Origin of the sequence: Deinococcus sedimenti (assembly GCF_014648135.1) — a bacterium.
Classification (GTDB): domain Bacteria; phylum Deinococcota; class Deinococci; order Deinococcales; family Deinococcaceae; genus Deinococcus; species Deinococcus sedimenti.
The window spans coordinates 237,783-251,576 of the sequence record NZ_BMQN01000004.1 but is presented as its reverse complement, the minus strand read 5'-3'; the positions used below and the strand labels follow the sequence as shown (position 1 = coordinate 251,576).

Genomic DNA, 13,794 nt, shown 5'->3' with positions numbered 1-13,794 from the left:
GCTGGGCAGCATGGTCGCCATGGCGGAGAAGGAGGCCATCTATGGGTGTCGAATGCAGCTCGTGATGGCCAGGTCGCCGGAGGGTGACCTGATGTGCCTGGCAACTGATGTGCATGTCCTGGACGCTGTGTCCACGTATAAGTTTCGCTGGTCGATCGAGTACACGTTCTCGTCGATGAAGTCACGCGGTTTCAATCTGGAACAAACGGGCATTACACAGAAAGAGCGTCTGGAACGCCTTTTCGGACTCGTTGCCCTGGCCTGGACATGGAGTTTACGCGTGGGTGTGGATGGGGCGCTGACGCGCCCCATCCGGGTCAAGTCTCATGGACGCAAGGAGGCCAGTCTTGTGACTGCCGGATGGGAACGCTTGGCCCATGCCCTTCGATGGGGGACGTCCAAACGGGGTCCGTTCACGGATCTCTTCAGCTCGCCTTTTTCTGCTCCTGATGCGGCCTGAGGGGAAGATGTCCGGTACTGAGGCATGAGCGAGACAAGCCGCTCCGGAGGGATGAACCGGGTCACAACATCGCGTCGCTTGTCTGCCACTTGATGGCCAGATCACTCGACTTTCCGTGAGCATGTGGGTCGGGAATGGGCATTCGCCGTCACTCCAGCCGGTCCAGCCGCTGCCAGCCGGTGCGGAGGCTGAAGTACGTGCCGAGGAGGGTGGCGAGCAGCAGGCCGATCAGTCCGAGGACGCCTTCGATGGTGGTCAGGGAGCTGTAGCCGGGGAACAGGTCGGGCCGCAGGACGCTGCCGGCGGCGGGCCGGGCGAGCAGCAGGAGGCACAGGACGGAGTAGGCGAGGCTGAGGCCCATGAAGGCGAGGCCGCCGGGGCTGACGCCGATCTCGGCGGGGTTGTCCGCGTCGAATTTGGGGGCGGCGGCGCCGAGGCCGACGCCGAGCGCGGTGATGACGAGGGCGTTGCTGATGCTGACCAGCGCGCTGAGTAGGTAGAGGGTGGGGCCGAGGTCCATGGCGGCGGCGCTGGCGAGGCCCATGACGAGGCCGACGGTCAGGGTGACCGGCAGGACGCCCAGGAATTTGCTGAGGACGATCTGACGGGGCTCGATGGGCGCGGTGCGCAGCAGCCAGTAGCCGCGCGCCTCGGTGCTGACGGCGGGGAAGGCGAGGCGCACGGCGATGCCCGCGATGATGAAGCCCTGGAAGGCCAGCTGGATGTATCCGAGGATGCCCCGGAACTGTGGGACGGGGATGGGCACGGCCTTGACGCTCACGAGGTACACCCCGGCCAGCGCCACGACGACGAGCAGCTGGCTCCACTGGGTGGGGTCGCGCATGGTGACGCGCAGGTCCTTGCTGGCGAGCGCGCCGCCGGAGCCGAGGCGGGTGAGGAGGCGTTCGGTGACGCCCGCGCGGCGGGGGCGGGGGTCGAGTCTGGGGGTGCTGGAGTCCAGTGCGCGGGCCCAGCCGTCCTGGTAGGCCTTCGCGGCGAGGAGGGTCGCGCCGAGCAGCAGCGTGACGGTGAGCAGCAGCAGGGGCAGTAGCGGCGCGGCGAGGTGTCCGTGCGCAGCCTGCCAGATGCCCTGCGCCGCCCAGGAGGGTGGGAGGAGGGGGCTGCTGGGTCCGGCGAAGTCGCGCAGCAGCGCCTCGACCTTGGTGGGGTCCTGCAGTTTCTGCACGAGGACTTCGGGCCGCAGCGCGCGGATGGCGTACACCAGCGCGGCGCTGATGACGACGCCCAGGCCGGTACTGACCTCGCGGACGCGGCCGACCGGGGCGACCCGCATGAGCAGCACAGCCAGCAGCGCGCCGAGGCCCACGGGCGCGGCGAACACCAGCAGCGTGGCGAGGATCATGACCGGGTACGCCCAGACGGGCGCCTGGAAGTACGCGGCGACCGTCAGAAGCAGCGGTACGGTCAGGAACACCGGGACCAGCGCGGCGTTCAGGAACGTCTCGGTGACCTTCAGCGCGAACACGCGGGTGGTCCTGATGGGCTGGGTCAGCAGGAAGTTCAGGTCGTCGCTGAGGTACAGCGTGCTGATGGCGGCGGTGGTGGCGCTGAACGTCACGCCGCTACTCAGGGTGATCAGGCCGATCTCCAGCACGCGCGCGAACACGTTCAGACCGATGTCCCCGAAGCGGCCCAGGAACGTCAGGGCTTTCCAGGTGCCGACCACCTCGCCCACCACGAGGAGCAGGGCCAGGGTACCCACGAGTGCGTAGCCCCACTTCGGGGCTTTGCGAATGGTGTGGGCCAGTGCGCGGAGTTTCAGGGCGCTCAGACTGGGCGGCGCGGTGCGCGCGGGTCGGGGGGCGGGCGTGACGGTCAAGCGCCCACCCCGGCTTCCTCGCGGGCGCGGCGTTGTTCCTCCAGTTCGTCCTCCAGCAGGCGGAAGAAGATGCGTTCCAGGCTGTCGCCGTGCACGCCCCCGGCCTCGGTGCCGGTACGGGCGCGCAGGTCGTCCATGCTGCCCTCGCCGAGCACCTTACCCCGGTCCAGCACCACGAGGCGGTCGCAGACGGCCTCCGCCACGGGCAGCGAGTGGGTCGTCAGCAGCACCGTGCGGCCCCGGTCGGCGTGCGAGCGGAACAGGTCGCGCACCTGCCGCGCCGCGTGCGGGTCGAGCCCCACCATCGGCTCGTCCACGATCAGCACGGGCGGGTCGGGCAGTAGCGCGGCGATGATCGCCACCTTCTGCCGCATGCCGTGCGAGTACGTCTCGATCAGCTCGTTGCCGAAGTCGGTCAGGCGGAAGAACTCCAGCCAGCGGTCGATCTCGCTGTCCGCGTCCGGCACCTGATACAGCTGCCCCACGAAGCGCAGCAGTTCCCGCGCCGTCAGTTTGCCGTACAGGTACGGGCGGTCCGGGATGTACCCGAACGCCGCCTTGGCCTTGACCGGGTCGCGCCACACGTCGAAGCCCGCCACGCGCACCGTGCCGCTGCTCGGGCGGGTCAGACCCACCAGCGCGCGGATGGTGGTGGTCTTCCCCGCCCCGTTGCTGCCCAGCAGGCCGAACACCGCACCGGGCTGCACCGTGAACGACAGGTTGCTGACGGCCTCGTGCCGCCCGTAGCGCTTGGTGTACCCCTGCACCTCGATCATGAGAGGCAGCGTACGCCCGCGCCTCTGACGGAAGGTGCACATCTGAACGCGCCTGCGCTGCAGCGAAATTCAGAGGAATTGAAGGCGTCCCTCGATTCCTCTGCTTCGGGCCGAGCAGGTCGCTGAGACCGCAGAGATTGAGGGGGCAACACGTTCCCCTCGATACTGAACGCAGGCTACGGCCCGGGAGGGCAGATCAGGCCGCCCCCGGGTGGGACCACTCAGTCCTGACGGTCGAGCCAGCCGGCCAGCCAGGGCAGCTTGACCTGAACCTTCTCGCGCAGGCCGCCCCAGTAGCGTTTCGCCCAGCCGTCCAGGGTACGCTGCTTGCCGCGCGCGACGGCCAGGGCACCCTCGGGCACGTCGTCGTGCACGGCGCTGCCCGCCGCGATGAACGCCGCGTCCCCGATGACGCGCGGGGCGATCAGGGTGCTGTTGCTGCCGATGAACACGCCCGCTCCCACGGTCGAGCGGTGCTTGTTCACGCCGTCGAAGTTCGCGACGATGGTTCCGGCGCCGACGTTCGTTTCCTCGCCGATCTCGACGTCTCCCAGGTACGCGAGGTGCCCGGCCTTCACGCCCTGGGCCAGCCGCGCGTTCTTCGTCTCGACGAAGTTCCCGATGTGCACGCCACCCGCCAGGACGGTGCCGGGCCGCAGGCGCGCGAACGGGCCCACGTCACTGCCCGTCCCGACGGTCGCGCCCTCCAGCACGCTGTGCGCCTTGATGGTCACGTCCTCATGCAGGACGCTGTCGGTGATCACGCTGTACGCCTCCACCGTCACGCCCTCGGCGATGCGGGTGTCGCCGCGCAGGATCACGCCGGGTTCCAGGGTCACGTCCCGGCCGATCTGCACGGTGTCCTCGATGTACACCGTCTCGGGCATGTGGATGGTCACTCCGGCGCGCATGTGCTCCTGCGTGATGCGCGCGCGGATGATGCTCTCCGCCTCGGCCAGACCCGTGCGGTCGTTGGCGCCCATGACCTCACCCGGGTCGGTGAGTTTGAAGGCGTGCACATCGGCCCCCTCGGCCCTGTACAGCCCCAGCAGGTCGGTCAGGTAGTACTCGCCGCTGGCATTCTCATTCGTGATGCGGCGCGTGAGCTCGTTGGCACGGGCGTCCATCAGGTACACGCCACTGTTGAATTCCCGCACGGCGCGCTCCTGGGGTGTCGCGTCCTTCTGCTCCACGATCCGCTCGACGCTGCCGTCCGCGCCGCGGATGATGCGGCCGTACCCGGTCGCGTCGGGCAGCTCGCCGGTCAGGACCGTGAACGCCCCGGCGCGGGCGCGGTGATCGTCCAGCAGGGCCTGCAGGGTGTCGGCACGCAGCAGTGGCGTGTCGCCGTACAGCACCAGCACGTCCGCATCCCGGTCTGGCAGGGCGTCCAGCCCCTGAATGAACGCGTGCCCGGTACCGAGCTGCTGCTCCTGCCGGGCGAACACCACGCCCGCGTCACCCAGGGCGTCCTCGACACGGTCGGCGCCGTGACCGGTCACGACGACCACGTGGCGCGCACCCAGGTCACGGGCGGTCTTCACGGCCCAGGCGACCATGGGGCGGCCCGCGACGGGGTGCAGCACCTTGGGCAGGCTGGATTTCATGCGGGTGCCCTGCCCGGCGGCGAGAATCACGACGTCCAGCGGACGGGTCTGTTCAGTCATAGCCTGCCCACTGTATCAACCCGTCTGTCAGGATCAACCCGCCTGTCAGGACGCGTGCGGCCCCGCCCGACCCCACCAAGAGGAGGAGGGTGACCCCGAACGTGGGATCACCCTCCTGGCATGCAGTGGAGAATCAGACCGTGACTTCGGCCGGTGCCGTCTGGGCGGGCGCCCCCCGGCGGCGCAGGCGGATCAGCATCCAGATGCTCACGATGATCAGCGGAATGCTGATGATGTGCGTGTCCGTGAACAGGCCGATGCCGGGCGCGTCCAGCCCCTGGTTCAGGTACGCCTTGGGCGACAGGGGGTTCAGGCGGAAGGTCTCCTCCCACCCGGCGCGCAGGATGGAGTACCACAGCCAGAACTGCCAGAACACCCAGCCGGGAATGCGGCTGCGCAGCCAGAAGAACGCCGCGACGGACAGGATGATCCCGATGATCACGCCGTACATCTGCGTGAAGTGCACGGGCGCGGTCATAACCAGCTTGTCGCCGATCAGCTGGCAGTACTGCGACAGGTCCATGTCGGGGTTGGCGTTCTTGATGCACATGCCGTCGTGGAACGCGCGGGCACTGTCAGGCCAGCGGAACCCGATGGGCCAGCCGGTCACGCGGCCCACCGTGTCGGTGCCGTTCATGATGTTCCCGATGCGGCCCCCGATGATGCCGAAGGCCACGCCGGGCACGCACAGGTCCGCGTACCGGTAGAAGTCCATGCCCTTACGGCGGGAGTAGTACAGCATCACCAGAATGCCGCCGATCAGGCCACCGTGAATGCTGATGCCGCCCTGGCGGAGGTTGATGATGTCCAGCAGCACGCGCGGGAAGGGAGTGTTCTCGAACTGGTGCCAGGAGGTCGCCACGAACACCAGTCGCGCGCCCACGAGGCCCCAGACGATCATCCAGAGAATGAGGTCGTTGAAGAGGTCGACGTTCAGGCCGCGTTCGCGGGCCATGCGCGTGCCGACCCACACGCCGGCCACGATGCCCAGGGTGATGAGCACGCCGTACCAGGCAATGGTGAAATTGCCGATTTGCAGGAAGATGGGATCCATAGGTCGCCCGCAGTGTAGAGCCTCACGGCAGGGATCAGGTGGGCACGCACCCTCGCACCCGGACACCACCACGCCCGGCCGGGTCATTCCATGACACCTCCCGGCCGCCCGACCAGCCGGTGGCCCGACCGAGAAGTGCGGCCCGCCTGCCACAGGGCAGGGGGCCGCACCGGGAACGGGACGGTCAGAAGCTCAGTGGGGCGGGCGTCTCAGTGTCCTCGGTGGGCACGACGCGGAACACGCGCGACAGGATGACGCTGAGTTCGTACAGGACATACAGGGGCACGGCGACGAGCATCATGTTCATCGGATCAGGCGTGGGCGTGATCACGGCAGCGGCGATCATGATGACCACCAGCGCGATCCGCCACCCGGCGCGCAGCATGGTGTGGTTCACGATCCCGATGCGGGTGAGGATCACGGCCAGGATGGGCATCTCGAAGGCCAGCCCGAACGAGATCAGGAACGTCGTGATCATGCCCAGGTACGAGCCGATGCTGAAGGTCCCCTCAACCGCGCCCCCCATGAAGTCCGCGAGGAAGGGGATCATGGTCGGAAGCACCAACTCATAGCCGAACAGCGCGCCACCCAGGAAGGCCATGCCCGCCCCCAGGATGAAGGGCAGCGCCCAGCGGCGCTCATGGGCGTACAGACCCGGTGCGATGAACGCCCACACCTGCCACAGGAGGAACGGCAGGGCCAGCGCCAGTCCTGCCCAGAAGGACATGTTCAGGCTGAGCATCAGCTGTTCGGTCAGTTGCAGGGCGACCAGTTTGACCTTGCCCGCCTGATACAGCACGGAATGCGTGAGGGGTTCTTTGAAGAACTCGATCAGCTGGGTGCGGTACTGGAAGGCGACGGTCATGCCGACGACCAGGAAGATCACACTGATGATTAGCCGCTTGCGCAGTTCGTCCAGGTGATCGAACAGCGGCGCGCTGCTCAGTTCTTTGGTGGGGGTGGACATCACGCGCTCCTTGCCGGGGCTCAGCGGCGTTCGCTGACGGGATCGCTGACCGGGGTGACGGGCGTGGCGGTCACAGGGTCCAGGGGGCGCGAGGGCACGTCGGTCACGACGTCCTTGTGGTGCGTCTCGCGTTTGAATTCCTTGATGCCCTGCCCGAGCCCCTTGCCGAGTTCCGGCAGTTTCTTGGCTCCGAAGATGAGGGCGATAACGGCGATGATCAGGATGATTTCCAGGGGTCCGAAGCTCATGGTGTACTCCTTGGCTGTCCGGGTGGGATCAGCAGTGTGGGGTCTGTGGGGTGGGGTGCGTCTCACCCTGAAGGTATGCGAGTCCGGGCGGATTGGATGGAGGACAGCTCACCTATCAAACCTTAATGGGGCTTGGTCAAATGACGGTGAAGGCGCCACGCTGCCCCAGCGTGCCCCGGCAGGCGCAGTCCAGATGCCCCAGGCCTCCCCTCCGCTGCACGGATTCCGTCTGTTTCGCCCTCTACCCGGAACATTACCGGGTCGTCAACTCCACACCCGGAACCCTCTTTGCTCCTCGGCGGGGCAGCTCTGCGAGTCGCATCCGCTCGGATGGACTGGTCCTTGTGAACCATTCCATCCGAGTCCGTTCAGATGCTCCAGCCGCCGTCCACGAGGATCTCCTGCCCCGTGATGTACGCCGCTTCCTTGGTGGCGAGGAACGCGACGGCGGCCCCCACCTCGTTCGGTTCGCCGAAGCGCCGCGCGGGAATGCGGGCCTTCAGTCGTTCGGCGTCGGCGGGGTCGGCGTGCAGGGCGTTCAGGCGTTCGGTGGCGGTGTAGCCGGGCGCGACGGTGTTGCAGGTGACGCCGTCGGCGGCGACTTCCAGCGCCAGGGTCCGCAGGTGGTTCGTGACGGCTGCGCGCATGGCGTTGCTGACCGGCAGGTTCAGCGCGGGGCGGCCCACGGTCAGGCTGGTCACGGCGATGATGCGGCCCCAGTGGCGCTCGCGCATGCCGGGCAGCACGGCGGCAGCCAGTCGGGCAGTACTCATGAACGTGGTCTGGAAGCCCTGTTCCCAGGCGGCCTCGGTGACGGCGCTGGGCTGTGCGGGGGACGGCCCGCCCGCGTTGCTGACGAGGATGTCCACCTGCCCGGCAGCCTCCACCGCCGACGCCACGCCGTCCGGGGTGCTCACGTCCGCCACGACCCAGCGCGCCCCGATGGCGTCGGCGGCGCGGCGCAGCACGTCCTCGTTGCGGGCGGCCAGCGTCACCTGCGCGCCCAGGCGGATCAGATCGTGCGCGGCGGCCAGCCCGATGCCGCGGCTCCCGCCGGTCACCAGGGCGCGTTTCCCGTTCAGCTGAAAGAGGCTCATGCGCCGAGGGTACACCGCCCGGACCGCCCACACGGCAGGCGGAACTGGCATGCTCGGGGCTATGGGCTGCGACATTCACGAGTATTACGAGATCCGCCGGAACGGCATGTGGAAAGTGGCTGAACTTCATCCGCTCCCCGACACCAGTGGGCTGAGCCCGGAGGAGGAAGACCGGATCTCTGAAGCCCACTGGGCGCATCCGCTGGAGCTGGGCCGGGATTACGACCTGTTTGCGCTGCTGGCCGGCGTCCGTAACACCATCGAGATCGAGCCGATCGCCACCCCGCGCGGCCTGCCTGACGATCTCAGCGCCGCCCTCCAGGCCGCCTGGGCAGAAGCGGAGGTCTGGTGTCACCACCCGTCGTGGCTGACGCTGGACGAACTGTTGCGCTTCGACTGGGATCAGCCGCTGCGGGATCTCGACCTGAGCGAGGTGGGCGTGAAGCGCCGCCGGGAACGGGAGGTGCGTACCTACCGCGACCTGGGGCAGGCCACGGGGCTGCTGAGCCGCGTCGTTCCGTACCTTCAGACTCAGGTGGCGGACCCGGCGGACCTGCGCCTGGTGTTCTGGTTCGACAACTGACCGGCCCGGACGCCGAGCAACGGTGCCCCTCTCGCCATGTGGCCGTCTGGGGGCGGCTATCCTGCGCGGGATGCGGGCTCAGAATGTCCTGAAGGGAACCGGGTCGGGGGCGCTGCCGCCGATGCTGGAGCAGTACGTGCGGATGCGGGACGAGGTGGCGGCGCAGCTGCCGCACGCGCTGCTGCTGTTCCAGGTGGGGGATTTCTACGAGACGTTCGGGGAGGACGCCGAGCGCACCGCGCGGCTGCTGGGGCTGGCGCTGACGCACAAGAGCAGCCGGGATTTCAGTACGCCCATGGCGGGGATTCCGCTGCGGGCGCTGGACAGTCACGTGGAGCGGCTGCTGGGGTGCGGGGTGTGCGTGGCGGTGGCGGATCAGGTGGAGGAGCCGGGTTCGGGCCTGATGGACCGCCGCGTGACGCAGCTGCTGACGCCGGGCACGGTGACCGAGGAGCGGCACCTGGGCGCGGACGAGAATTACCTGGCGGCGGTGGCGACCGGGGACGGGTACGCGCTGGCGCTGCTGGACGTCAGTACCGGGGAGTTCCGCTGCGCGGCGTTCCACACGCGTCTGGCGCTGTACGACGAGCTGGGGCGCTGCCGGGCGCGGGAGGTGCTGCTCGCGCCGGAACTGTCGGGGAACGCGGCGCTGCTGGCGGACTTCCAGGCAAGGTTCCCGGTGATGCTCTCCCCCGCCAGTTTTGAGGAGGCGGACGCGCTTGAGGCGCTGCGGGTCACGCTGGGCGAGGTCCCGGCGAGTCTGTCGTCGGGGGCGCTGCGGCGGGCGTGCGGGGCGGTGCTGGGGTACGCGCGGGTGACGCAGCAGGGGAGGCTGGACATGGTGCGGCGCGTGGTGCGCTTCGAGCCGGGCGCGCACATGCGGCTGCCGGACGCGGCGGTGCGGGCGCTGGAGCTGTTCCAGGCGCAGTCCCCGCAGGGCCGCACGCTGACGGACGTGCTGGGGCAGACGCGCACGGCGGGCGGGCGGCGGCGGCTGCGGGCGTGGCTGCGCGCGCCGCTGCTGGATGAACTGAGCATCCGCGCGCGCCTGGACGCGGTGGAGGCGTTCACGCGTGCGCCGGACCTGCGCGGCGCGGTGCGGTCCCTGCTGTACCGCGCGCATGATCTGGAGCGTCTGGCGGCGCGGGTCTCGACCCGGCGGGCCGCGCCGCGCGAGGTGGCGGCCCTGGCGCGCACGCTGGACCTGCTGCCCGAGGCGACCGAGCTACTGGGCGCGCAGGGCGGGCTGCTGGGCGGCGTGCGCGATCGCCTGTCGGCCCTGCCGGATGTCGTGACCCGCATCCGAGCGGCGCTGGTGGACGAGCCGCCCATCCGCGTGGGCGACGGCGGCCTGATCCGTGACGGCTTCCACGCCGAGCTGGACGAGCTGCGCGCCGCCGCGATCGGGCACCGCGCGTGGCTGGCGGACCTGGAGGTCACCGAGCGGCAACGCACCGGGATTCCCAGCCTGAAGGTCGGGTTCAACAGCGTGTTCGGGTACTACCTGGAGGTCACGGGCGCGCACCTGGGCAAGGTGCCCGCCGATTACCGGCAGGTGGCGACCCTGAAGGACCGCGCGCGCTTCACCCGCCCGGATCTGCGCGACCGTGAACGCGAGATCGCCCGGCTGGAGGCCGCCGCGAGCCGCCTGGAACAGGAGGTCTTCACGGAGCTGCGCGACAGTCTCGCCGCGCACGCCGAGGCGCTGGCCGATGCTGCGGGGGCGCTGAGTGAACTGGACGTGCTGGCCGCGCTGGCCGACGTGGCCGCCGAGCACGGCTGGATCCGCCCCGTGACCAGTGACGGTCCGCTGCGGCTGGTGCAGGCGCGGCACCCGGTCGTGGAACGCAGCCTGGGCGGGCGGTTCGTGCCGAACGACGTGCACCTCGACCCGGCGCGCCGCGCGGTGCTGCTGACCGGGCCGAACATGGCGGGCAAGAGCACGTACCTGCGGACCGCCGCACTATGCGCGCTGCTGCACCAGATCGGCTCGTTCGTCCCCGCCGACCACGCCGAACTGCCCGTGTACGACGCCGTGCACACCCGCATCGGCGCGAGCGACGACCTCGCGGGTGGGCGCTCCACGTTCATGGTCGAGATGAGCGAACTCGCCGCGATCCTCCACGGCGCGACGCACGCCAGCCTCGTGATCCTCGACGAGATCGGGCGCGGCACCAGCACCCTCGACGGCCTCGCCATCGCGCAGGCCGCGCTGGAACACCTGCACGCCGCCGGGGCGCACACGCTGTTCGCCACGCACTACTTCGAACTCACCCGCCTGGAAAGCGACCTGCCCGGCCTCGTGAACCTCCACGTCGCCGCCGAGGAGGACGCCGCCGGGAGCGGGGGGCTGACCTTCTACCATCAGGTCGTGCCCGGCGCCGCCCGCCAGAGTTACGGCGTGGAGGTCGCCCGCCTCGCCGGACTGCCCGGCGCGGTGACCACCCGCGCCGCGCGCCTCCTGACCGCGCTGGGCGCGCAGGGGGCCGACACGCGCCTCACACGGGAACTCGCCACCCTGGACCTCGCCCGCCTGACGCCCATGCAGGCCCTCGACCTGCTGCACCGCTGGCAGCGCGAGGTGACCGGCGCGGAAGCCGTGCATGACGGTTGACTGCTCGGTGACGCTGGCGGCCGCCGCGGGCTGGAGTGTCCTGGCCGAGTTCGAGACAGTCACCGTCCAGCGTCCGGACGGGGCACGCTGGGATATAGGCTGGATGTACGGCAATCCCGAGGCCGCCCTCATCACCTGGGAGAACACTTACGCCGTCGTGGTCGGCTGCGGGGTGATCGTGGCGGATCTGCGCCGGTTCGGTGAACCCGTCACGCCCGGCCTGGACGGCCCAGACCCTCACCTGCGAGCCGACCCGCCCGAGCCGTGGTGGTTCGAGAACGTGTATCAGCAGGACGTTGGGCGTGTCCGGCTGGTGGCCGACGTGTACTCCGAGCAGGCGGGCGTGTATGACCTCGACCTGAGCACGCGGCAGTTCACCAGACTCATCCCACACTCCCCTGAGACCTGACGACTGTCCTCCTGCCGGGCGCACAATGGGCGCATGACGACGACCGGTCTAGGTGGGGCGGCGCTGGGGGCGTTCCGGGCGCGGTTCGGGGAGGCGCTGAGCACAGCGGACGCCGCGCTGGACGCGCACGGGCGGGACGAGAGTGGGCTGGAGGTCGTGCGGCCCGGCGCGGTGCTGTTCGCGCGGACCGAGGCGGACGTGGTGGACGCGCTGGCGCTGGCGCGGGAGTTCCGGGTGCCGGTGGTGCCGTTCGCGGCGGGCAGCAGCCTGGAAGGGCAGCTGATTCCGCCGCCGGGCGCGCTGAGCCTGAACCTGAGCAGCATGGCGCGCGTGCTGGACGTGCGGCCGGGGGCGTTTCAGGCGACGGTGGAGCCGGGCGTGACGTACCCGCAGCTGAACCGCGCCGTGCGCGCGCAGGGGTTGTTCTTCCCGGTGGATCCGGGGGCGGAGGCGACGCTGGGCGGCATGGCGTCCACGAACGCGAGCGGCACGGCGGCCGTGCGGTACGGGACGACGCGGGAGAACGTGCTGGCGCTGCGGGTGGCGTTGATGGACGGGCGGGTGCTGTCGCTGGGCAGCCGGGCGCGCAAGAGCAGCGCCGGGTACGACCTGCGGCACCTGTTCCTGGGCGCGGAGGGCACGCTGGGCGTGATCACGGAACTGACGGTGAGGTTGTGGCCGCTGCCAGCGGCACGGCTGGCGCTGCGCTGCGCGTTCCCGGACGTGGGCGCGGCGGCGCGGGCGGCGACGATGGTGATGGGCGCGTCGGCGCAACCGGAGCGGCTGGAACTGATGGACGCGCGCGGCCTGCGCGCCGTGAACCGCCACCTGGGCCTGAATGAGCCCGAGGTGCCGACCCTCTGGATCGAACTGGCGGGCGCCTCGGCGGGCGCGCTGGAGGACGTCCGGGCACTGTGCGAGGAACTGTGCCGGGACGCGGGCGCGCTGGACGTGCGGGTCGCCCGGCAGCCGGAGGACCTGGAGGCGCTGTGGCGGGCGCGGCATCACGCGTTCTACGCGCTGAAGGCGCTGTATCCCGGCGAGGCGTTCCTCAGCACGGATCTGTGCGTGCCGCTGGACGCCCTGCCGGAGATCCTGACCTTCACCGAGGACGGCCTGCACGCGGAGGGGCTGGACGCGAGCGTGCTGGGTCACGTGGGGGACGGGAACTTTCACGTGCTGTTCCACGCGCCGCCCGGCTCGGGCGACTGGGCGCGGATCGACGCGCTGTACACGCGGCTGGTCGAGCGGACGCTGGCGCTGGGCGGCACGTGCAGCGGCGAGCACGGCGTGGGCCTCCACAAGCGGCGGTTCCTGCGCGCCCAGCATGGTGACGCGGTAGACCTGATGCGCGAGGTGAAGACCCTGCTGGACCCGCTGAACCTGCTGAATCCGGGGAAGGTGCTGCCCGACCCGGCGTGACGCGGGGGGTCAGCGCTGCGGAATTCAGCGCCGCTGGTGGTCGCGGGCGGCGAGGGTGGCGATGTGGTCGAGCCAGCGTTGCCGCTGCTGCGGGGTGCTGGTGCGGACGGGTCCCAGGCGGGTCACGCGGACGGGGTGGACGCCGCTGAAGTTCAGGGTGCTGCGGGCGACGGTGTTCACGGCGCTGTCGCGCATGACGGCGCGCAGGTACCACGCGGGGCTGTCGCTGGTGACGATCAGGCGGGCGGTGCGGCCGCTGAGCAGGCGTTCCGGGAAGGGGTGGCCTGGGCGGTGGCGGAAGGCGAAGCCGGGCTGGAAGGCGCGGTCGATGAATCCCTTGAGCAGCGCCGGGGGCGCGCCCCACCAGACGGGGTAGGTAACGCACAGGTGGGTGCTCCAGGTCAGGAGCTGCTGGGCGCGTTCCAGGTCGGGTTCCAGGGGTTGCGAGGCTCGATATCCGGCGTGCAGGTGAGGGTCGAAGTGCAGGTCGCTCAGGTGCAGGGTCTGCACCTCGGCTCCGGCGGTGCGGGCGGCACCCGCGTAGTGGGTGGCGAGGGCGTGACTGAGGCTGCCGGGGTGGGGGTGGCCGCTGATGACGAGGGTGTTCATGAGGTGCACTCCGGAGGGTGGGGTGGGGCGTCTGTGCAGGGCGGGGCG

Annotated in this window: 12 protein-coding genes and 1 pseudogene; 5 read left to right on the top strand and 8 right to left on the bottom strand. The window is 70.0% G+C overall.

Features of this window, described 5'->3' with window-relative positions:
* Window positions 1–460 (top strand): annotated as a pseudogene (locus tag IEY69_RS11870) (IS4 family transposase); the annotation flags it as partial.
* A gap of 148 nt (window positions 461–608) precedes the next feature.
* On the opposite strand, the gene IEY69_RS11865 reads toward IEY69_RS11870, so the two are convergent.
* The 7 genes from IEY69_RS11865 to IEY69_RS11835 all read right to left on the bottom strand — a co-directional run bounded on the left by IEY69_RS11865 (window position 609) and on the right by IEY69_RS11835 (window position 8,109).
* The gene (locus IEY69_RS11865; RefSeq protein ID WP_229783896.1) at window positions 609–2,300 is read right to left on the bottom strand and encodes a putative ABC transporter permease subunit; all 1,692 of its coding nucleotides are present in this window, start codon (window positions 2,298–2,300) and stop codon (window positions 609–611) included.
* The gene (locus tag IEY69_RS11860; protein ID WP_189073346.1) at window positions 2,297–3,076 is read right to left on the bottom strand and encodes an ABC transporter ATP-binding protein; all 780 of its coding nucleotides are present in this window, start codon (window positions 3,074–3,076) and stop codon (window positions 2,297–2,299) included. Before IEY69_RS11860 ends, IEY69_RS11865 begins: the two co-directional genes overlap by 4 nt.
* 221 nt (window positions 3,077–3,297) lie before the next feature.
* Window positions 3,298–4,743, bottom strand: a complete 1,446-nt coding sequence (gene glmU, locus IEY69_RS11855; protein WP_189073345.1) for a bifunctional UDP-N-acetylglucosamine diphosphorylase/glucosamine-1-phosphate N-acetyltransferase GlmU — start codon at window positions 4,741–4,743, stop codon at window positions 3,298–3,300.
* 133 nt (window positions 4,744–4,876) lie between these two features.
* A complete protein-coding gene (lgt, locus tag IEY69_RS11850) occupies window positions 4,877–5,797 on the bottom strand; it encodes a prolipoprotein diacylglyceryl transferase (protein ID WP_189073344.1) in 921 nt (306 codons plus the stop codon).
* A 184-nt stretch (window positions 5,798–5,981) separates the two neighbouring features.
* A complete protein-coding gene (gene tatC / locus IEY69_RS11845; RefSeq protein WP_189073343.1) occupies window positions 5,982–6,764 on the bottom strand; it encodes a twin-arginine translocase subunit TatC in 783 nt (260 codons plus the stop codon).
* A gap of 20 nt (window positions 6,765–6,784) precedes the next feature.
* Window positions 6,785–7,012: a twin-arginine translocase TatA/TatE family subunit gene (tatA, locus tag IEY69_RS11840; RefSeq protein WP_189073342.1), complete on the bottom strand. Its 228-nt coding sequence runs from the start codon at window positions 7,010–7,012 to the stop codon at window positions 6,785–6,787.
* Window positions 7,013–7,380: 368 nt separating this feature from the next.
* The gene (locus tag IEY69_RS11835) at window positions 7,381–8,109 is read right to left on the bottom strand and encodes an SDR family oxidoreductase (protein ID WP_189073341.1); all 729 of its coding nucleotides are present in this window, start codon (window positions 8,107–8,109) and stop codon (window positions 7,381–7,383) included.
* A 49-nt stretch (window positions 8,110–8,158) separates the two neighbouring features.
* On the opposite strand from IEY69_RS11835, the gene IEY69_RS11830 reads away from it, so the two are divergent.
* From IEY69_RS11830 to IEY69_RS11815, 4 genes are all read left to right on the top strand, one after another.
* On the top strand, window positions 8,159–8,692 hold the full coding sequence (locus IEY69_RS11830; protein ID WP_189073340.1) for a hypothetical protein: 534 nt from the start codon (window positions 8,159–8,161) through the stop codon (window positions 8,690–8,692).
* 70 nt (window positions 8,693–8,762) lie between these two features.
* On the top strand, window positions 8,763–11,306 hold the full coding sequence (gene mutS / locus IEY69_RS11825; protein ID WP_189073339.1) for a DNA mismatch repair protein MutS: 2,544 nt from the start codon (window positions 8,763–8,765) through the stop codon (window positions 11,304–11,306).
* A complete protein-coding gene (locus IEY69_RS11820; protein ID WP_189073338.1) occupies window positions 11,296–11,715 on the top strand; it encodes a hypothetical protein in 420 nt (139 codons plus the stop codon). The genes mutS and IEY69_RS11820 overlap by 11 nt, the downstream gene beginning before the upstream one ends.
* A gap of 33 nt (window positions 11,716–11,748) precedes the next feature.
* On the top strand, window positions 11,749–13,137 hold the full coding sequence (locus tag IEY69_RS11815; RefSeq protein WP_189073337.1) for an FAD-binding oxidoreductase: 1,389 nt from the start codon (window positions 11,749–11,751) through the stop codon (window positions 13,135–13,137).
* 24 nt (window positions 13,138–13,161) lie between these two features.
* On the opposite strand, the gene IEY69_RS11810 is transcribed toward IEY69_RS11815, so the two are convergent.
* Window positions 13,162–13,746: an NAD(P)H-dependent oxidoreductase gene (locus IEY69_RS11810; RefSeq protein ID WP_189073336.1), complete on the bottom strand. Its 585-nt coding sequence runs from the start codon at window positions 13,744–13,746 to the stop codon at window positions 13,162–13,164.
* Window positions 13,747–13,794 lie beyond the last annotated feature (48 nt).

Coding starts and splice junctions, on each gene's coding strand:
- tatA (WP_189073342.1), bottom strand. CDS start 7,012: ATGAGCTTCGGACCCCTGGAAATCATCCTGATCATCGCCGTTATCGCC.
- IEY69_RS11860 (WP_189073346.1), bottom strand. CDS start 3,076: ATGATCGAGGTGCAGGGGTACACCAAGCGCTACGGGCGGCACGAGGCC.
- IEY69_RS11820 (WP_189073338.1), top strand. CDS start 11,296: ATGACGGTTGACTGCTCGGTGACGCTGGCGGCCGCCGCGGGCTGGAGT.
- lgt (WP_189073344.1), bottom strand. CDS start 5,797: ATGGATCCCATCTTCCTGCAAATCGGCAATTTCACCATTGCCTGGTAC.
- IEY69_RS11810 (WP_189073336.1), bottom strand. CDS start 13,746: ATGAACACCCTCGTCATCAGCGGCCACCCCCACCCCGGCAGCCTCAGT.
- IEY69_RS11830 (WP_189073340.1), top strand. CDS start 8,159: ATGCTCGGGGCTATGGGCTGCGACATTCACGAGTATTACGAGATCCGC.
- IEY69_RS11815 (WP_189073337.1), top strand. CDS start 11,749: ATGACGACGACCGGTCTAGGTGGGGCGGCGCTGGGGGCGTTCCGGGCG.
- tatC (WP_189073343.1), bottom strand. CDS start 6,764: ATGTCCACCCCCACCAAAGAACTGAGCAGCGCGCCGCTGTTCGATCAC.
- mutS (WP_189073339.1), top strand. CDS start 8,763: ATGCGGGCTCAGAATGTCCTGAAGGGAACCGGGTCGGGGGCGCTGCCG.
- IEY69_RS11835 (WP_189073341.1), bottom strand. CDS start 8,109: ATGAGCCTCTTTCAGCTGAACGGGAAACGCGCCCTGGTGACCGGCGGG.
- glmU (WP_189073345.1), bottom strand. CDS start 4,743: ATGACTGAACAGACCCGTCCGCTGGACGTCGTGATTCTCGCCGCCGGG.